Below are 17791 nucleotides of genomic sequence, written 5' to 3' on the forward strand. Positions count from 1 at the left end.
GCGCTTAGAGTAGGATGATGTCCCCGTTTCCTTTTCCGGCTGGCCTCACCTTGAGGCCACGCAATCATACGAGAGTAAGAACAGAAAACAACGTTAAGGACAATTGGTCGAATTTCGGGCGAGTTGGGGTGTCTCGCAAAACGTGCAACAGGTGGTACAAACGCTACGAGCGGAGGGTATCGAGGTGCGCGATGAAGACCTAACGCGCCTCTCGCCCGCTCGTTACGAGCACATTAACTGCCTAGGCAAGTACACCTTCCCCAGCCAAGTAGAGGTGCAGCCCAATGGGCTGCGCAGCCTGCGAAAGCCACTGGAAACGGCTTACAGTAATTTTATCTCCCCGCTGCTATAAGAAGGCCTATCTACTGTTCTAACGCGACCTTTAGGCCACTTGTACTCTCATTCCTTTACTGCTACGTTCCCCCTTCCATGCCACAGTTTCTGACGACGTCGGGCACTTCTCATTTCATTGAGGAAATCATTAAAAAGGCGAAGAAAGAACTGGTATTGATTACGCCTTACCTGAAGCTTAGCCGGATTCTTTCGGAACGGCTCGCCGAAGCCAATCAGCGGGGGGTGCATGTCAAGCTAGTGTATGGCAAATCAGAGCTGAAGCCGAGTGAAAAGAAGCAGCTCGACACGTTTTCCAACCTCTCGCTGCTCTACTTGGAGAACCTGCACGCCAAGTGCTACTACAACGAGTCAACCTTGATTGTCAGCTCCATGAACCTGTACGAGTTCTCTGAGAAGAACAATCGGGAAATGGGCATCGTCCTAACCCGGCGGGAAGATTCAACCTGTTTCGCCGATGCCCTGGCCGAAGCTCAGTCTATTATCGCGGCAGCACGGGTTGTCTCTGAACCGAAATCTGCAGGCGAACCCACCAAAGGCCCCACTGCGGCTGCGGCCAAAGAGTTTGATTACGCCCTCAAATCTAGGCTCGTCTATGAATTGCTCAAAAAACTGACTTCTAACCCCGACCAATTCACTTACGAAACCGTTGCGCACGCATTTGGTGGCGGTTCCTCCTCTACTATAAACGCGCCTGACTTTCCCCGGAAGGGCATTCACTTCAAATACGACGGTGCGATTCGCTTTGACTTCGCCAAGAGTTACGAATACCAATCCTTCAAGAAGAGCAAGCAGGAAAGCATTGATAGGCTCCTAGCGGATTACCGCTGCTATTGGAACCGCGACGTTCTTCAGATTTACGCAGCCAAGAGCTTTGACTACACGGATGAAGCAGTAGTAGCCGCCTACCAGCTACAAGCCATTGAGAAGGTTCTACCCCACTTGTAAGCAGTGCTCGTGCTTCCGTAGGGAAGATTTACTCACTCAGGTCAGCCAAAAAGAGGCATCGCAGTTGCTTATTCGCCGCTCAAGTCCCACTCGACTAACAGGAAATTATCTGGCTGCAAGCCCATCTGCAAGCCTGCTTCCAACCAACGCGGCTGCGTGGCTCGGATTCGGTCTTTTTTAAGGCGTTTGAGTTCAGCAAACATAATGGCTTCGCTGCTCCAGCCAACAACATCCCAACACCCGGCGTAGCTGTTGCCGTTGGCCTGCGCAATTTTTTGCAGAAGGTCATGAATCCTGGGGTCAGTGATTGGCTCGTGCTGCTGGCCGCTTAGTCCAGCATCGGCCCAAGTAGTAAAATGGTTGGGAGTCATGGCCCCGGCCCCGTAGGTTTCTACCCACCGGGCCTGCCAGCCGGATAATCGGACCAGCTCGAACACGCAGAGTTCGGCGAAAACCGGCCGGCCACCGAAGTCAATCAGCGGTTTGTTGCCGAAGGTGTTGCTGATGGGAGCACCAGCCCACCGGCGCAGCTGCAACTCAACTTTCGGGACGGTCAACTCCCGGCCATCGCTCATAAGGACTTCCGTCGTGGTGGGCCTCAATAGGCTGGGATAGGTCAAGCTCATAGCGCAAGGTGACAGGATTTCGGTTAAAGTATAGCGTCTGCTGGATTTAGTCTGTCCGCCAACGGCGGGCCGGCCGGGGCTTTCCTACCCACATGCCATGCTCTTGCCGCAGGTACTGCAGGGCTTTCTGGTCAAACACCAAATCAAAGTAGGGGTCAAACTTTAATAGCCGGCCAAGCAGCATCGGCTTCTCCCCAGGAGCATCCTGCCGGTCGATGACGAGTGCTTCCACTGTCCGCGGTTCCAGGGTCTTGTGCAGACCCAACGCGACGATGGCCAATCCTTCCTTCGTCTTACCTAGAAAAATTGTAGTACTGAACCATTCATTTTCCTCCGAGCGCGGCTTACGGTAGTTGGGGTATGGCGTATAGGAGTTGGTCATGGGAGGCCCCTCTGAAGGAAACGAGGTAATACTGACCGGTTGGCTCCGTAAATTTGGGTGTTGTTAGAAGAGCTTCTGTGGTCCACGTTTAGAATTGGCACTCTGAATTTTTTCAATTGAACCACCGGGAGCGAGATACCTTATTGAGCATGTTAGTACATCTATCCTGACAATTTAATCCATGGCGATTTTCACTCAGCAGACATCACTTGATAAAATTGAGTTACCGGATATCGTATATAAGTATAGGTTTTGGGATGATTCTCATCCTTTTCACAAAACCATCCTAACGCATCAGGAAGTCTTTTTTGCTTCGCCCCTGACATTCGAAGACCCTGTAGACTGCAAAAACCTGACCCGGTATGACCTCCTTACAGACGATGAAATTTATGAGAGGTATTTAGCCGATTCTTTAGAACGTCACCCAAATTTCACTCCCGAGCAGCACAAAGCATTTGCTGTTCATTGGTTTGAGAAAAGCCCACTGAGAGACAAAACATCGGTGAAGGAATACATGGAGCAGATGTTTGTGCAATTATGCAATCGGTTTGGGGTACTAAGCCTTACGGAGAAGAATGCGCTACCCGAAATGTGGGCGAAATACTCTGGTGGCCATACGGGCATATGTGTAGGTTTTGACTCCAGACTTACATTCCGTTTTTTTGGTGGCGGCGGGAAAGTCAACTACTATAAAACGTTACCTATAATTTATCCAAGCCCGAGGCACTCAATCGAAGAGCAAATAGTAACTCAGGTTTATTCCAAGGAAGAAAAATGGGAATTCGAACAAGAATACAGAGCGCAAAAGCTATTCTTCACGAAGAACGCAACTAATTCAGATAGAACCATTAAGCTTCCAAAAGCAGCCATAAAAGAAGTTATACTTGGTGCTTTGATGCCAGACAACGAAAAACAAGCACTAACCACCTTAATAGCAAGTGAGCTGCCTCATGTGTTGATGAGGCAGGCTTCTTTGAATGCCAACGGCTCAATTACGATTAGCTGAGGTGTCACAATCCTAATTCACTATAGAACAGTCGACAGGTATCAGGCTACGGTTTATTAGGGCCTTGGTTAAACGTTTGCTACAAGCGTTAAATGAATGGCTTGCTTACGCCTACTTCTGGGTATGTCCCGAGTACTTCCCTGCAACCAGTGAAGCGGATTCGGCTGCGCTGCCGATTTCGGGGAGCACCAGCAGTTGCCAGCCAGAACCGGGACTTCACGCTCGTCGTGAACCTTTCCGCAGGCCAGCATCTTGATACCCATTGGACCCGGCCGCAGTGCCAAGTGCCAGGGATGGGTTCTTCCCCATTCAGAAACCAAAACAAGTAGTAGCGTTACCGCATGAGACAGCTCAAAATCAGCAAACAGATTACCAACCGCGAAAGCCAGTCTCTGGACAAGTACCTGCAGGAGATTAGCAAAGTGAGCATGGTGTCGATAAACGAGGAAGTCGAGCTGGCCCAGCGCATTCGCGAGGGCGACCAGATGGCCCTCGAAAAGCTGACCAAGGCTAACCTGCGCTTCGTCGTATCAGTGTCCAAGCAGTACCAGAACCAGGGCCTGACCCTGGGCGACCTCATCAACGAGGGTAACCTGGGGCTAATCAAAGCCGCCAAGCGCTTCGATGAAACGAAAGGCTTCAAGTTCATCTCGTACGCCGTGTGGTGGATTCGCCAGAGCATCCTGCAAGCCCTGGCCGAGCAGAGCCGCATCGTGCGCCTACCCCTAAACCGGGTGGGCTCGCTGAATAAAATCAGCCGCTCGTTCGCGGAGCTGGAGCAGAAGTTTGAGCGCGAGCCCTCGCCCGACGAGATTGCCGAGCTGCTGGAGTTGAGCACCTCCGAAGTGGTGGACACGCTCAAAATCTCCGGCCGCCACGTCTCGATGGATGCGCCCTTCGTGCAGGGCGAGGAAAACCGCCTGCTCGACGTGATGGCGAACGAGGACGCGGAAAGCCCTGATGCTGCCCTGCTGAACGATTCGCTGCGCCGGGAGGTCCAGCGGGCCCTCTCGACCTTGACCATGCGCGAGGCGGATGTGGTGACGCTCCACTTCGGGCTGAATGGTCACGCGGCGCGGACGTTGGAAGAGATTGGCGAGCAGTTCGGCCTGACCCGCGAGCGGGTGCGGCAGATAAAGGAGAAGGCCATTCGTCGCCTCAAGCACACTACGCGCTCGAAAGCACTGAAACCGTACCTGGGCTAACCGCTGCGGTCTACCCAACGGCCCCCTTCCGGCCCGGGGGATTGCTAAACAAACCGGGAAACCGGCGACGCGGAGGATTTCCCCTATTTGTTTAAAAACACCCAAATTTACAGTGCTCATAGGAGCGCCCCGAAAGCCCGACTCGCTGTAATGGTGCGGCGGGCTTTTTTTGAAACTCCGTTCCACTGCTCTGCCCTTGCTCTATGTTTGATGATAATTCTGATGACGAGTTCGAAGTTGAATTTCCCACGTTTGATGCGACTCTAGGCGTGACCTACGAGGACGCGCTGCGCTTGGTGCGTGGTCACCTTCGCTCGTATGAGCCGGCTGGGTTGCCAGGCCTGTTGGCGTGCTGCACGGACTTAAACCTTGCCATCGACGCCGACCAGCTTCACCGCGTGTATTATGGTCCTCTCGCCAAGCAGGAGCCCAAATTGATTCAGAGTCTGTTGGGGGTATTCGGCTACCAGGCCATGCTGCTGGGCTTCGACGTGGGACCGATACGAGGCAAGGTGCGCTACATGCTCTTTTTGAGTACTTTAGGTCGCCTGGAACGCTTCAAACAGGACTTGGCTGACTTCGACGCGGACCCACTTTACAAGTAAAGTAGTCGCGTTAATATTAGCTCTGCCACTCAGGCTGTTTAACGAAAGTGGGCTCCCGCTTTAGATTCGAACATGGGCGGCTATGGAGAGTGCATTCATATCTGCAGATTGGACGCAGTTCTACTCCCCTACCCAATCGAGTTGAAGTCGGCATTCAAAACCACCGCGGGTTAGGCGGCGTTGCCGCTGTAGTTCGCGGACCTGAGTCAGGGTGAAGCCGTGCGTGGCAAGGATGGTATCAAACACCTCCAGAACGTCGGCCAGCTCGGTTAGTAGCTCTTCGGGGCTTGCAGCCTGGGCTTCCTCTGCTTCCTCGACCAGCTTGGTCAGCAGGGCGGCTCGGAATGCTGGCTCAGTGAGGGCTGTAGTGCGGCACTGGCGGCCGGACTCCGCAATGATGGTGGGGATGTGGTCGCGGATGAGCTTATGGTACTGCATGGGCTAGAAGCGCTGGATGTAGCGGGCGGCGGCCACGTCGTCGATGAAACGCACGGCGCGGCTGGCCAGGGTAGCGGCGAAGGTATGGTCGGTGCTCAGGCCGGCAAAGCGCAGAGCGGCATCCTCACGCACGGCTTTCTGCAGCGCTGGCGAAAGGTGATAGGTACTATAAGCGGCAGCCAGTAAGGGCTCAGCGGCGGCCAGGCGCTTGGCGTCGGGTACTTTGTCGCGTTTGGTATGCTGGTTGAATTCGCGGTCGACGGGCAGCAGGTTCCACAGCTCGTTGACGGGATACACGGCTAATGGCAGCAGATGGTCGAGGTCGTAGTGTTGCGGCTGGGTGAGGCGCTTCTGCGTCCAGGGGCAGGTGAAATAGTGGTTTTCGTGCAGCAGTATGTCGACCTGGTTGCGCTCCCATGAAAGCGGGCGGCGGTTGTCGGGGCGGGCAGTGAGCAGGGTGTAGACCTCCCCGCGGGCAGCTTGGCGGTCGTTATCCTGGGTGACACCTTCGGTAAACAAGCACCACTCGTGCAGGCAGAGGGCTTCCACATAGAGCGAAAGCCGGTGAAAGGCTTCCCACAAGCTGGCCGGCACCACGACACAGGTATCCTGGGGCTGGGTACCGGGCAATGGCAGGACTGAGGGCGGCAGCTGGTCATAGCGGGTAGGGGCATCAAATAACGACCAGTGGCCCGGGCCGGCGTACTTAATGGGCATCTGAATGGCTTTGGCCGTGGCGGCTACGGCTTGCCGGTAAGCCTGCTGCAGCGCGGGGGAGTACGTGGCCCGCCGGCGGGGCGTGCGCATCTCCGTGAGCAGAAAGAAGCCGTCGGCGGGCTGGGGCGCGAGCTGCACCAACTGCTGCCACTCAGTTCGCAGGTTGGTGAGGGCCGGGCGGAAGGCGATGTCGTTGCGCATGGCTTCGCTACGAATGGCCCGGGCACCCTGGTAGATGGGGAATTGAGCATCGGCGAAGGGCCAGTAGTAGGCGACCCACAGCTCGGCCAGGCGATTCAACGGCACGGCTACGGGCTGGCCCTGGTGGGCCACATCGGGGTACATCAGTACCACGTCGTTGATGGCTCGGAGCAGCGCTATTTTGTAGCTAGTGGTTTTGTTGTCGTGCTTGAGGATGGTGGCAATAGACTGCTCACCTGGAAGGACAGGCATAGGGCTGAAAAATTATCGGAGACCATATGAATGGCAGCGGGCACGCAGTGCGCATTCAGCCCATCCTTTCACATTCTGTTGTAGCGATTCAAGTAGCGGTGTAATTCAGAGGTGTAGAAGCCCCATTCCTTTTCGTTAATGCGTACGCCTTTAACCCGGCCGGCACGTCGGGCCCTGCGAAGGCCTCCTGGGGTCACCTTCAGCAGGGCGGCCGCTTGACGCACATTCAGGATTTCGTCTGCTGGTAGCGCCTCCTTTTCCTTGGTCCTTTGTTGCTCGGCCTCTTCCAGACGCACCAGGCGTTCCAAGACCTCTTTCCACTCTGATTCCGGAATCAATAAGAAAGCTTGCATCACATCTAAGTTTGAACATTCCCATTTGTGCTGGCAGGAAGTTAAGGTATGGTCTCGCTTCTGAACCCCTGGCATTGCTACAACGCCCGGGGCTTTACTTCGAACTATTTGGTGATATAAGCAATGCCTCGGTTAATGGTATAAACGCGCTTAGTGATGCCTCTAAGGCCATTTGTAATACTTTAATAGCCTTCAGAAGCAATAGCTCGCTGCTGTATCCGTATTTGCGTTCTGCAGCACTCGAAACGTTAGCCGCGTGGCTTTCCCTTAATCGAAGGTCTTGCGCAGTGTGTGGGCGCTGTGTGGGCTTTTTAGAGGCCATGGGGAAAGCGGGCGCTACCTGCTGGCTCGTTGGGGCGCCTCTGCTTCATGGAGATAGAAGAGGGTCAAATGATAAGTTTAGGTCTTAGCTTAGAGGCGTAGTAAATAAGCTTGCCATTATAAGAATAGTAGTATAAAATAGTAGAAAAGTGCAATCACTGTTTTTTACCTTTTTGGACTTTGTTTTTTGTTCCCCTTGTGCCCTTGGGGTACATCCCTACGAGCTTTATATACCTTTCTGTTCCGGCAAACTAGGTAGTTGTTTTTTCACTGAATAGTTAAAAAGAACATACTAGTTTACTATAAGGAGTAAACGGCCAAAGGCTAAGTTCTGGACAGGTAAAGACTAAGCTTCGGACAGGTGCTGAGGCATCTTAAGCTAAGGTTTGGACAGGTTATCACCTTAGAAAAGTAAGATTTAGACAGGCAAAAGCTAAGGTTTGGACAGGTACTTATCCACACTCACAGGCCTCAAAAAGTAAGGTTTGGACAGGTGCTATCTCAGATATATCGTGGGACCTCGCCCTTCAAAAGCTAAGGTTTGGACAGGTGCAGGAGCCCATCTAATAGCGGTGCGGTTGACGTCTATCTAAAAGGTAAGGTGGCAAAATCTACACCTTAGCGTATTAGACTTTGTTTGCTACCTTGCGTAGGAAAGGACCACTGCTGCAGCTATCCTCCTATGGCCGATAAACGCATTTCCCGCGCCCCCTCCACGCCGATGCTGGAGCTGGGCCTCAAGTATGAGCCCGAATATCGGGGCGAAGTCAAGCAGCACTGGAACGTCACCTTTGCCCATCAGAAGAAGATTTCTGTTTATGGCAAGCGCATCATGGCGCGGGTCATCGACCAAATCCGTGACAATGACTACCAGTTGCGGGAGTTCTATCAGCTGCACATCTCTTCCATTATCGAAGGGACCGACATCGATGCCGATACGGCTTACTCCAAAATCAAGGGCGCGCTCTACGAGCTGGCCGATATGAAGTGGGAGTTTGAGAGCATTGACCGTAAGGAATGGTACTTCCGGCACCTGCTTGATACCACCAAAGAGCAGCGGGTCGGCTACAAGGATGGTATCATCACCATCCTGCTCAACCCGCAGCTGGCCCCTTACCTGGTGAAGGCCGCCCACTACAGCAAGTTTCCGCTGCACGGCTACATGAACCTGAAAAGCTGGTACAGCATGCGCTTTTTTGAGATTCTGGCAGCCTGGCAGGACAAAGGACGCTGGGAGGTCCCGGTGGAGGAATACCGGCAGTACATGGACTGCTGGCACGAGTACGATAAGCGCGGCCAGGTCAAGAAGGGCAAAGACGGGGAGCCGCTCCTGAAGTACCCGAACACAAAGCTGCTAATTGATAATACCATGAAGGAGCCGGAAAAGGAGCTAGCCGGCACCGACTACGAGTTTACCTTCACCCCCATCTACGAAACGACCCGGCCTACCCGGGGACGGAAGAAAATCATTCGCTTTCGGTTTGATTTGAAGAAAGGACCGACGCTGAAGGACATTCCAGAATCATGGCTGGAAAACTCGGCGACCGGCAGCATCATTCAGCGGCTCCGGGAGTGGAAAGTGACCGATGCGAACATCGTCAAATACGCGCCCATCCTTAAGCAGGAGGGGGCTTTGGAGCTGCTGCGGGCCTGGGACCTGAAGAACCGCTCGAACCGCCACATTGATGACAAGCTCCGCTACTGCAACGCCGCCTTTGTACGGGCTGGTAAACAGGCGCTGGAAGATGCCAAGCAAGCCAAGCTGGAGGCAAAGAAGGAGGCCGCAGAGGCTCAATTAATCGTGCAGCAAGCCCTAAACCTCTAGCATAACCTTCGCCCGTTTACGTCACTCATAAGCACCGCCGGCGAACAGCCGAACACCGAGTCCCACGAAGCCGGGACGAGGTACCGGTTGATTGGCCCATGATTGGCTCACCACAAGCCAATACATTAGAGCAAATGCTTGAATGAGCGCTGTGGAGACACTTTTTCCAATAGATGAATTGGCTCACGATTGGCTCAGGCAGCAGAATGCTATTCCCTATGCCTATTTGCCTCCTGCGGCTGCTGCAACTATTGTCCAAAAGGGAGATGTAGCATCTGTACCGGACTTCTAATCAAGCCCAACGCTCTATGCTTGCCGATACACTATTACTGCTATTTCTCATTCCCTTATCCTTTATCATTAACGCCCTGGCCCATGAGCTAGGGCATGCCATAGCAGGTAAGTTAGTGGGCTTAACCATCCACCAAGTCGTGATTGTAACCGACCTGAGAAAAGGCCCGGTAAAGCCTCTGTTTACCTTGGGTGGCACCAAGTTCTATTTGGCAGCGAATAGCCTGTTGTCGTATGTCACCACATCAGGGGTTCCATTCAGTCAGCACCCAATTAAGCAAATCATCTTCAACCTAGCGGGGCCGATAAGCGGCGCTTTAATGGCACTAGTGTTTGCTATCTATGCAGTGAATCTTACCGAAACCACCGCCGTCAACATCGCGGCAGCTTGTGTATCAGTGTTCTACCTCGTGATGGACTTAGTTAACCTCAAACCAGAGCTGCAAGCGTATGATACACCCAGTGACGGTTGGAAAATCCGGGACGCTTGGCGTCGGCTGAGAATCAGCAAGCAGGGGTAAACTACCGCTGAAGAGAAGGTGTAATGGCCTTGGTTAAAAGTCTGGTTACCATAAGGTGCTGGCAATGGATGTGCTAAACGGCTGAACTGATTCGGAATGGCCAGCAGGTTTAATCCTCATACTGGCTATTGTAAAGCTCCCCTAACGCCTCCGCTTCGGCATCTTGGTAGTTTTCCTCCGGGTAGTCGCGCTGCTCGTCCTCGGGGTGCTCAGGGTACTCCTCGCGGTCCTGGTTGTCGTCGGGGTAGTCCGGTATCCACTCGTCGGCCCGGTTGATGCAGGGGTCGTTGCCGTTGGCCGCGTGCGCGGCGTCTAGCTGGTCCGACAAGCGGCCCAACTCGTCCAGCGGGCGCGGCAATACTACACCGGCCGGCGTTGGCGTGCGAGGCTCTAACTCGCGGCCAAAAAAGTGACCTAACGTAATGCCCGGGGCTTGTTTCTGGTACCATTCCGGCATTTCGTCTGGCTGGCAGATTACGCCTAAATACCCATCAGCATGGAAATACGCTTTCACCTCGGCCGGGCCAAAGCCATTCATGTAAATATGAACGCGGGAGCCAATTTCGGGCACTGCCGTATCACCAGACCAATCCAAGTCTATTGGCAAGCTCAGCCGAGTTGGATAGCCTACCCACTGCGGGCAAGGGGTCACGGAGTTGAGCCACTGCGAGGAACTGATTTCGGGCTGCTTCGGGGCGGGGGCGGGAGTAATCATCATATCGCGGGAAAGAAAGAAGTGAGGAAAGCAGGGGACTAAGCGGCCTGAACTAATTGGCTGCCGAACACGCACCGGGCGCGGGGGTGCATCTTGCGGGAGCGCGTACTGCCGGGGTGGTACGGCTCGGTCACAAGGCCCAAAAAGCCGGCCGCGTGGCAATAACCAAGCACCTTCACCACGTCGCGCCGCCCACTCTGGTACACGTCCACTTGGGTTCCCACGGCGGGCACCGGCCGCTGGGCCGACCAATGCAGCCCACCAGGAAGCATGCTCAGGCGGGGAGCAGCGGCAAACTCCTCAACCGGGGCCAGGGATTGCTGGTAGGCGTCCTCGCGGGCCTGGGCGGCAGCGGCGGACTTGGCGCGCATTAGGGCCAAACGGTCAGCGGGAATGCGGCGGGCGGGACGGAAGGCGCGGGTGGTATTCATGGCGGGGCTGTTGGGAAGAAATGAGAAGAGAAAAACCTGACTCGAACCAGGGGTCAGTATCCCACTCGGTCAACTCGTCGGCTGCGGGGCTAGGGCACTGTTGCAGTTGCTCGTCAGCCGGGTCGTAGCGGTCCGCTGGCACCTCTCCAGGGGCAAGCTCAAAAGCGTCGTAGAACATAACTGAAGACTGTTTTTACGTCCGTTTCTTATAATTATTAAACGAAAACAGACCCCCACAAGTTGCATTTTATACAATTATTGTTTGTATTAAATACAAATAATTAAGCATGACAAGGGCAGTTCAAGAATGCCTAGCCCACCTGGATATTGACTCCTGCTGCGCAGCTTTTTCCCCAACTGCCCCATTTCATTTGGGCAGCAAGGCTGACATTCGGATAGGAGCCGGGTCCTTAGGGAGTCATTGCTTAAAGCATCTACCAAATCGGAAGCGTTACCAAAGCACTAGCTTCGCTTCAGCATTTGTCGATAGGTACTTACCCACCATATCCCCCGCTTTAGCCTTATGATTCTGGACCCATACAAGCAGAGCTTAACTGATGCTGCGGCTAAGCTGATTCACATTCGCGAATTGCTGTTTGACGCCACTTTTCAGGTAGCTATCACCAATGAGTTGAAGGATTGGTCCGACACGGTGGAGGTAGGGGAAGTCCATACCTTCTCAAAAGAACTATTGGAAAGCTGCAGCGACACGAATGTCCAGCTCCTAACCTCGCTGCTTACCAGTGTTGAGAAAACCTGTGATTCCCTTCTTAACCTCAACAATCTGGAGTTGGAGGAGGAGGACCAGCCTTGATGCGGTGAGCATCTCGCCTCCTCAAGGATGACGAACAAATCCTGTTTTTCATAATTGCTATTGTAGCAATTATGAAAGTTATAATTGCTACAAAAACAGCAACTTAACTCAATTATGAAATACTCCTAATTCGTTAGGAAGGGGCTTTTTCCTGCTGTAATGTTGTGGCGCTACTCATCATTCTAGCCCACAACCACACATGTTCTCACCCCGCCAAATTGATGCTTTAAAAGAAGGGAAAGCTGCTCACCTGCCGGCCAGCCGTGTCATCACCCAAGCCGAGCTGCCCTCGTCCACCTACACCTACTTCCTGTATGACGAGTGCTGGCTTACCGACCAGGCTTCTTTGCCCGAGTTGTTAGAAGGTCTGCGCGTAGCCAACTCTCCCGAGCTAGGAGGGTTCATTTGCCAGTACTACCACACTGCCCTGGCGGGGAGACTGCCCAAGACGCGCTATTTGATTGAGCAGCAAGTACCCTTCGCAGCTGAGTTCAGCGAGTACTTACTAGCTACCGACCGCCGCAACCACGGGAGGCCGCAAGAATGGCTCCACCACCTGACGCAGCAGATTCATGAGGCGCAACCGGAGGACGTGGACTATTTCTTTACAGAGATAGCGGCCACGCTGCAGAACCAGCTCATTGTTCGGACTGAGTCAAAAACATTCCGCATCACCGAACTGGAGTTTTACTACCACAGCCGAAACCACCCCGACCCCTACGTGCACAAGGGGGCTGAGCAGCTAAAGCACCTGCACTGGTATTTCAACCAAGCCACCAGTCTGGACTTGACCTTCGGAGACCGGGACACCAACAGCTTCGGCGGCATCCTGCTGCGTGGGCTCCAATTGCTGAGCAGAGACCCCACCGACGAGGTGACGCCTTCTTACCCCTACCTGATGGGACCTCAGCTCCTGACCCGGGCGCTGATAGCCAGTTGGGGAAGCGCGCTGCATGGAGCAACCTACCTGGGCCTGGAAGAAAACCCCACCCCGACGGAAGCGCCGGCTTCACCCTGGCGCACGGCCCGCGTGGGGCTATCCTTCCGCCCTGACGATGAAGACCAGGCGCGACCGTACCTATCGCGGCCCTACCGCTTCCTGGCCGATGAAGGCTACTTGTTCCACCTAAAGAACAAGGAGAAAATTTGCCAGCAGCAGAACATGGACGCAGACACGGTTCGCCGCATCCTTGGCTATAAGCCTAACTGGCTATGAGTCTGGCCAGTCCCATTAGCCGCTTCTACCTGGCCGACACCCTCGCGCAGCGGCATCCTGCAACAGCTGCCGCTCTCACGGAAGCGCTGCGCATCAGTGGCGCCGACGTGGCAACTCTCTCCGGTACCCGTGACATTTGGGCACGGGATTACATGCCCGTACTCACGGCCAGCGGCCAGTTGGTGAAGTTTCGCTACTTCCCTGACTACCTACGGCCCAAACGGTGGCATTCAAGCATTACCGACGGTGCTACACTCGTTCAGCAGCTAGGATTACCATATGAGCAGTGCCCACTCGTTGTGGACGGTGGCAATGTGGTTAGCCGTTTCGGCCGAGTTCTTATGTCGGATAAGGTGCTGCGCGAAAACCCAACGGTGCCCCGCTCCCAACTACTCGCCTCACTGGCCAATGCCCTTGAAGTAGACCGGATTGATTTGATACCAGCCCACCCCGACGATTTCACGGGCCACGCGGATGGGCTGGTGCAGCTGCTCGATGAACGAACGGCTCTAATCAATGACTGCCGACGCGAGGAACCCATCATCTGGCAGCGCTTGCAAAAGGCGCTACGACGTGCTGGCTTTGACTGTGTGCCCCTACCCTACAATCCCTACCAAAACGCTGATTATATGTCAGCCGTAGGCGAATACATCAATTTCCTGTGCGTCGGCAGAACCCTGATTGTTCCCGTTTACCAGCAAAAGGAAGATGAAGTGGTGCTACGCCGTTTGGAGGAGCTATACCCGGGCTTTGGCCTGATTCCACTGTACGGGAAAGACATCGCCAGGCAAGGCGGGGTATTTCACTGCGTGACGTGGGAAACGCATTAGGAACCTCTGCAGGCGTGGTACTTTTCCGATTCTGGGCCTCATTCTCGGGGTAAGTTTATGAAGCTTTTTGCTGTGCGCATCCAGTGAGCCTTAGTTAAAACCTACCTTGTCCTTTCAATCGGCAATACCGCTAAAAATCCATCTTATGACCGAAGAACAAAAACAGACTCGTTTAGATAGTTTTGTTAAAATGCTCCCATTGCTCGAATCCAAAGTTCAAAGCACTGATGAGGCACATAAAGCCATTATCAATGGCATGCTTAAATCGACCGATATGACCGCATATACGGCGTCTTTCGCTCTAACTGGCAGCAATTTCGATGAAGCACGGGATGAACTAGAGCGTGTACAGGCTGTAATTGCCTATATCCAATCTACACCAGCAGACCAGCTCACTGAATTGTCGATTGGCAGTCGATACGCAAAATCCTAGTTTAAAAACTTAGGGTGTTCCCCCTGAGGCGGGAGGAAAAGCGGGCGTATCGAGTAGTACGCTCAGCGAAAACAGGTCTGACATGGGTTGGTCAGCTTCAAACGGTGAGCCTAACGACGGCACCGTTTCGTCCATCACGGTATAGGGCACGTAAGGCGGCAGCTCGTTCATTTCCTGCATTAGGGCAACCATTTCTGCCGCGTAGGGATACACCCGGCCGGGCTGCTCGGGCGGCAGCGGGCGCACGTCGGCCGCTGGGGCCACGTCAGGCCGGTACCATCGCATCAACTCGTCGTGCACCTGCACCTGGTCAATCTCGCCCGCGATGTAGCGCAATTGCAGCTGCGCCATTTCCCGGGAGGGCACAGCCCGGTCGCTGGCCCCTATACAAATAGCCCATCGCACCGTCTCCCACCGCTGCGCGGGGGTCTGTTCTTCCTCGTGGAATTGGGGCGTATAGCACATCAGGATGCTTCAAAGGAAAAACGGCGCACCGGCAGGTCGGGCGTGTGCTGAATCCGCACAAAATGGCGGCTGTCGTGCAAGCCATCGGCGGAAAGTGAGATGCTGGGCGGAAAGTCGAAGTGCTCCTGTAGGAGCTGCGTATCGAGCGGCTGCGCGAAGCCATACACACCCAAGCCGTCGCGGTTGTAATGAAACTGGTCGCCGGTGCTCGGCTCGTTGCCCTGGGCTTTCAGAAAGTCGATGACCGGCTGCAAATGGGCGGTTCTAAAATCGGCCACATGAGGCGGAATCGGCACTTTTTCGGAGGCATTTTTCATACTACAAGATACGAAAAAACGCCCGCGCCACCGCAAAAACGCGGTTTAAAGGCTGCGAGAGTCGCCTCTTTGTAGCCTGCTCCGAGTAGCGGCCGAATACGCGGCTCTCGCGATATGCAGTTCACATTTTTCGGGCTCTGGGTGCGGTCCTCCTTGGGAACGTGGGCCTGGTCAAAGGCCGACTCTGCAGTAGCTCCAGCACCAACGTGGAAAGAGGAATAGCTTTACAAACCGTTTTATAACGTCTCGCTGTCTTCCACAAGAAGCACACCCGCACCCACTCATTTTCGCTTCTCATGCATACATCGCCTTTCCTAGTGCCAGCAGCAGAGCCATCGGGCCGGGCTCGGTTGGGCTACCTAGTGGGTGACGTGATAGAGTATGGGGCGCGGCTCGGGTTTGATTTTGCCCAACCAGCAGCTATTAGCGCGCATTACGTGGCAGGCCTGTTGCCGGCCCGCGCTACGCGGGCCCGGATATTCAGGGCCCGTTTGGAAATGGACGGGTCATTGGTTCGCCAGCCCGATTTGGTCCTGCCGCCCCACCTGAAGGTGTGCGCTCTAGCCCTGCACGGGCCGTATCTCTATGTGGGCGGAGCTTTCGCCTGGCCACGCCGGTCAGCAGTCCGTGCCGGCGCGACTGGTGGGCGGCTGGACATGCGCGAAGAGCAGCCCCGATGGGAGCCGCTGGTCCTGCCCGGTCCCTGCGAGCCGGGCAAGGCGATTGACGATGTACTAGCCGATGACCAGAACCTGGTCCTGGTTGACAACATTGTCTTTCCCAAGTACCTGTTCGTTTATCCTTGGCCGTCGGATGGCTGCCTGCCTGCAGACCCGCAGGTTGTGGAACTGCCTTTCAGTCGGGTGTATGAGCACATCGAGAAAGGCCAAATGAGCGCTGGTTACGTGGCATTGCTTTCCACAAGCGCCGGTGAGGGCGGGGTGGGCATCTACGTCTCGGTGCTGCGGCGAGGGGACTGGGCACCGGTAGTAGTGTTTGCGTTTGAACAGTCCCGTACTGAAATCTGGGACCAGGAACTAGCCGGTGAGTCACCGTCCCTGGATGAACGTCCGTTTGACCTGGCCCTGCAGGACCATAAGTTGGTGCTGGCCTGCAGTGGGGCGCTGCTGTACGTCGATTTGCAGGCGTTTCCATCCCCACCTGCTCCCGTGCCAAGCGCGGAAGCCGATTGTCCAGAGGTGGACCTACGCCGCCGCACTGCCTTTCCCGGGGGCCACTGGCAAACGCTGGCTCCGCATGAGCAGCCCGAGCGCATTCGCTTTGTGGCTCCGGGCCGCTTACTCTTGGCCTCCAAGGGAGACGGGTCTCAGGCCTCGGGCCGCGCCTGGCTGCAGAGCATGTAATTCCCCAGCGTTCCTCAAATGCTTGAACGCTAAGCGGCCTTGTCAGCACCGAATTAGTTATGGCAACTTCCTTAGGAAGCAGGAGCTTCGACCTCGGCTAAAGGCACGTCGTATGCTTCCGCGGCCTGGGCCGGCGTGAACATTCCCATCGCCACGGTAGAACGGGCGGTCTGCACCCGGTGGCGCTGCTCGGTTTCCGCGTCGACCGTGAACTCCCTGTGCATGGCCTCCGTCAATTCGTCCTGTAAAGGTCGCTGCTTCCGTTGTTTCATATCTGAAGGTATATCTGCGCGTTTGTTCGCCTAAGTAGATGAAAGGTAAATGGGGCCTTATTTGCTTGGCTTGGGCTGCCTTTTAGGGGCTGCCTTTTTTGCTGGTGGTAACACCACTGCTTCCACTTCTGGCTCGGCAGTTGATTGCGCGGGCCGACTCTGATACTCGTCGCGGATAAGGTCGAGCAGCTGTTGCTCCGGCACCCGAAGCAGCGCGGACAATGCCAGCAGTTCCTTAATGGTTAGCGTCTCGGGCTCCTTCATGCGGCGCTGGGCCGTGCGGTGGTTGATATCCAGCCCCTCGCTGAACTGCATAATCTTGGTACCGGTCTGCCGTAGCAGCTCTGTGAGAGTGCTGGCGGTGACGGTTGCGGCCTGAGCTTGAATAGAAATGAGGTGGCGGGTCATGAGTAGGGTTATTTTCTGCTGGGGTGGGGAAGCACTGGGTTTTGAATGGCCCGCATTTCGGGTCCTGGCTTTTCGCCCAGTAGGAAGCGCTCCAGCAGCTGGCCCGCGTATTCCGGGTCGAGCGGCTCCCGATGCGCGCCAATAAAGGTAAAACCACCGAACAAGTCCCGGGCACCGTGCACAAAGCGGTACAGGAAGTAACTATCGGTCTTGGGGTACACGTAGCGCACCACTAGCACCAGCTCGTTGGGGGCAATGCCGTACTCGTCGCAAATCTTGGCTGCCAGGTTTTCCGCGCAGTCAAGAATGCCAGACCTTCCTGCTGCCGGTAGTTCCGTTGCAATGGCCCATCCATGGGCCGGATGTACCACCAGGTCGCATCTGGTCGGCTGCGCTCGGATATCGAAAAAATGGAATGGGTGGGCTTGTTGGAGGCCAGGAATGCTAAGCAAGGTTTCCAAATGTGCGGGAAGTCTGGAATGGA

24 protein-coding genes are annotated in these 17791 nt (G+C 54.9%); 12 read left to right on the plus strand and 12 right to left on the minus strand.

The features are described from left to right. The first annotated feature begins 151 nt into the window (after positions 1 to 151). Both LJY25_RS21480 and LJY25_RS18545 read left to right on the plus strand, forming a co-directional pair. Positions 152 to 352 carry a transposase gene (locus LJY25_RS21480; protein ID WP_227609974.1) on the plus strand — a complete coding sequence of 67 codons (201 nt, stop codon included), beginning with the start codon at positions 152 to 154 and terminating at the stop codon, positions 350 to 352. A 77-nt stretch (positions 353 to 429) separates the two neighbouring features. After that, positions 430 to 1299 carry a phospholipase D-like domain-containing protein gene (locus LJY25_RS18545; protein WP_227609975.1) on the plus strand — a complete coding sequence of 290 codons (870 nt, stop codon included), beginning with the start codon at positions 430 to 432 and terminating at the stop codon, positions 1297 to 1299. 68 nt (positions 1300 to 1367) lie between these two features. Here LJY25_RS18545 and LJY25_RS18550 read toward each other — a convergent pair whose 3' ends face one another. Continuing rightward, positions 1368 to 1925, minus strand: a complete 558-nt coding sequence (locus LJY25_RS18550; protein WP_227609976.1) for a hypothetical protein — start codon at positions 1923 to 1925, stop codon at positions 1368 to 1370. A gap of 46 nt (positions 1926 to 1971) precedes the next feature. Further along, positions 1972 to 2307: a hypothetical protein gene (locus LJY25_RS18555; RefSeq protein ID WP_227609977.1), complete on the minus strand. Its 336-nt coding sequence runs from the start codon at positions 2305 to 2307 to the stop codon at positions 1972 to 1974. A gap of 181 nt (positions 2308 to 2488) precedes the next feature. Between LJY25_RS18555 and LJY25_RS18560 the strand changes: the two genes are divergently transcribed. From LJY25_RS18560 to LJY25_RS18570, 3 genes are all read left to right on the plus strand, one after another. Then, positions 2489 to 3313, plus strand: a complete 825-nt coding sequence (locus LJY25_RS18560) for a DUF2971 domain-containing protein (protein WP_227609978.1) — start codon at positions 2489 to 2491, stop codon at positions 3311 to 3313. A 341-nt stretch (positions 3314 to 3654) separates the two neighbouring features. After that, on the plus strand, positions 3655 to 4518 hold the full coding sequence (locus LJY25_RS18565; protein ID WP_227609979.1) for a sigma-70 family RNA polymerase sigma factor: 864 nt from the start codon (positions 3655 to 3657) through the stop codon (positions 4516 to 4518). A gap of 203 nt (positions 4519 to 4721) precedes the next feature. Beyond that, the gene (locus LJY25_RS18570; RefSeq protein WP_227609980.1) at positions 4722 to 5123 is read left to right on the plus strand and encodes a hypothetical protein; all 402 of its coding nucleotides are present in this window, start codon (positions 4722 to 4724) and stop codon (positions 5121 to 5123) included. Between the two features lie 120 nt (positions 5124 to 5243). On the opposite strand, the gene LJY25_RS18575 is transcribed toward LJY25_RS18570, so the two are convergent. The 3 genes from LJY25_RS18575 to LJY25_RS18585 form a co-directional block, all read right to left on the minus strand. Beyond that, complete coding sequence (locus LJY25_RS18575; RefSeq protein WP_227609981.1) at positions 5244 to 5561, minus strand: nucleoside triphosphate pyrophosphohydrolase; 318 nt, start codon at positions 5559 to 5561, stop codon at positions 5244 to 5246. Positions 5562 to 5564: 3 nt separating this feature from the next. Next, positions 5565 to 6731, minus strand: coding sequence for an HNH endonuclease domain-containing protein (locus LJY25_RS18580; RefSeq protein WP_227609982.1), 1167 nt, complete (start codon positions 6729 to 6731; stop codon positions 5565 to 5567). A 68-nt stretch (positions 6732 to 6799) separates the two neighbouring features. Beyond that, complete coding sequence (locus tag LJY25_RS18585) at positions 6800 to 7084, minus strand: helix-turn-helix domain-containing protein (RefSeq protein ID WP_227609983.1); 285 nt, start codon at positions 7082 to 7084, stop codon at positions 6800 to 6802. A 1003-nt stretch (positions 7085 to 8087) separates the two neighbouring features. Here LJY25_RS18585 and LJY25_RS18590 point away from each other — a divergent pair. Further along, complete coding sequence (locus LJY25_RS18590; protein ID WP_227609984.1) at positions 8088 to 9230, plus strand: replication initiation protein; 1143 nt, start codon at positions 8088 to 8090, stop codon at positions 9228 to 9230. 308 nt (positions 9231 to 9538) lie between these two features. Next, a complete protein-coding gene (locus LJY25_RS18595; protein ID WP_227609985.1) occupies positions 9539 to 10042 on the plus strand; it encodes a M50 family metallopeptidase in 504 nt (167 codons plus the stop codon). A gap of 109 nt (positions 10043 to 10151) precedes the next feature. Here LJY25_RS18595 and LJY25_RS18600 read toward each other — a convergent pair whose 3' ends face one another. Both LJY25_RS18600 and LJY25_RS18605 read right to left on the minus strand, forming a co-directional pair. Then, entirely contained in the window at positions 10152 to 10400 is a 249-nt protein-coding gene (locus LJY25_RS18600) for a hypothetical protein (RefSeq protein WP_227609986.1), read from the minus strand. A 395-nt stretch (positions 10401 to 10795) separates the two neighbouring features. Beyond that, entirely contained in the window at positions 10796 to 11188 is a 393-nt protein-coding gene (locus tag LJY25_RS18605; protein WP_227609987.1) for a hypothetical protein, read from the minus strand. A 523-nt stretch (positions 11189 to 11711) separates the two neighbouring features. On the opposite strand from LJY25_RS18605, the gene LJY25_RS18610 reads away from it, so the two are divergent. The 4 genes from LJY25_RS18610 (at position 11712) to LJY25_RS18625 (ending at position 14481) form a co-directional block, all read left to right on the plus strand. After that, on the plus strand, positions 11712 to 12002 hold the full coding sequence (locus LJY25_RS18610; RefSeq protein WP_227609988.1) for a hypothetical protein: 291 nt from the start codon (positions 11712 to 11714) through the stop codon (positions 12000 to 12002). Positions 12003 to 12201: 199 nt separating this feature from the next. Then, positions 12202 to 13218 (plus strand): hypothetical protein, encoded by a 1017-nt coding sequence (locus tag LJY25_RS18615; RefSeq protein ID WP_227609989.1) that lies wholly within the window; start codon positions 12202 to 12204, stop codon positions 13216 to 13218. Next, positions 13215 to 14048, plus strand: a complete 834-nt coding sequence (locus LJY25_RS18620; RefSeq protein ID WP_227609990.1) for an agmatine deiminase family protein — start codon at positions 13215 to 13217, stop codon at positions 14046 to 14048. Before LJY25_RS18615 ends, LJY25_RS18620 begins: the two co-directional genes overlap by 4 nt. 145 nt (positions 14049 to 14193) lie before the next feature. Continuing rightward, positions 14194 to 14481 carry a hypothetical protein gene (locus tag LJY25_RS18625; protein ID WP_227609991.1) on the plus strand — a complete coding sequence of 96 codons (288 nt, stop codon included), beginning with the start codon at positions 14194 to 14196 and terminating at the stop codon, positions 14479 to 14481. A gap of 9 nt (positions 14482 to 14490) precedes the next feature. Here LJY25_RS18625 and LJY25_RS18630 read toward each other — a convergent pair whose 3' ends face one another. Both LJY25_RS18630 and LJY25_RS18635 read right to left on the minus strand, forming a co-directional pair. Further along, a complete protein-coding gene (locus LJY25_RS18630; RefSeq protein WP_227609992.1) occupies positions 14491 to 14832 on the minus strand; it encodes a hypothetical protein in 342 nt (113 codons plus the stop codon). 113 nt (positions 14833 to 14945) lie between these two features. Beyond that, positions 14946 to 15263, minus strand: a complete 318-nt coding sequence (locus LJY25_RS18635; RefSeq protein WP_227609993.1) for a hypothetical protein — start codon at positions 15261 to 15263, stop codon at positions 14946 to 14948. Positions 15264 to 15919: 656 nt separating this feature from the next. Here LJY25_RS18635 and LJY25_RS18640 point away from each other — a divergent pair. Continuing rightward, on the plus strand, positions 15920 to 16627 hold the full coding sequence (locus tag LJY25_RS18640) for a hypothetical protein (RefSeq protein ID WP_227609994.1): 708 nt from the start codon (positions 15920 to 15922) through the stop codon (positions 16625 to 16627). Between the two features lie 71 nt (positions 16628 to 16698). Here the strand turns inward: LJY25_RS18640 and LJY25_RS18645 are convergent, their stop codons facing one another. The 3 genes from LJY25_RS18645 to LJY25_RS18655 form a co-directional block, all read right to left on the minus strand. Then, on the minus strand, positions 16699 to 16851 hold the full coding sequence (locus LJY25_RS18645; protein WP_227609995.1) for a hypothetical protein: 153 nt from the start codon (positions 16849 to 16851) through the stop codon (positions 16699 to 16701). A 105-nt stretch (positions 16852 to 16956) separates the two neighbouring features. Further along, positions 16957 to 17307, minus strand: a complete 351-nt coding sequence (locus LJY25_RS18650; RefSeq protein WP_227609996.1) for a hypothetical protein — start codon at positions 17305 to 17307, stop codon at positions 16957 to 16959. Positions 17308 to 17315: 8 nt separating this feature from the next. Beyond that, positions 17316 to 17768, minus strand: coding sequence for a hypothetical protein (locus tag LJY25_RS18655; RefSeq protein ID WP_227609997.1), 453 nt, complete (start codon positions 17766 to 17768; stop codon positions 17316 to 17318). Between the last annotated feature and the right edge of the window lie 23 nt (positions 17769 to 17791).

The sequence above is a fragment of the Hymenobacter translucens genome, from assembly GCF_020685205.1.
In the GTDB taxonomy this organism is placed as follows: Bacteria; Bacteroidota; Bacteroidia; order Cytophagales; family Hymenobacteraceae; genus Hymenobacter; species Hymenobacter translucens.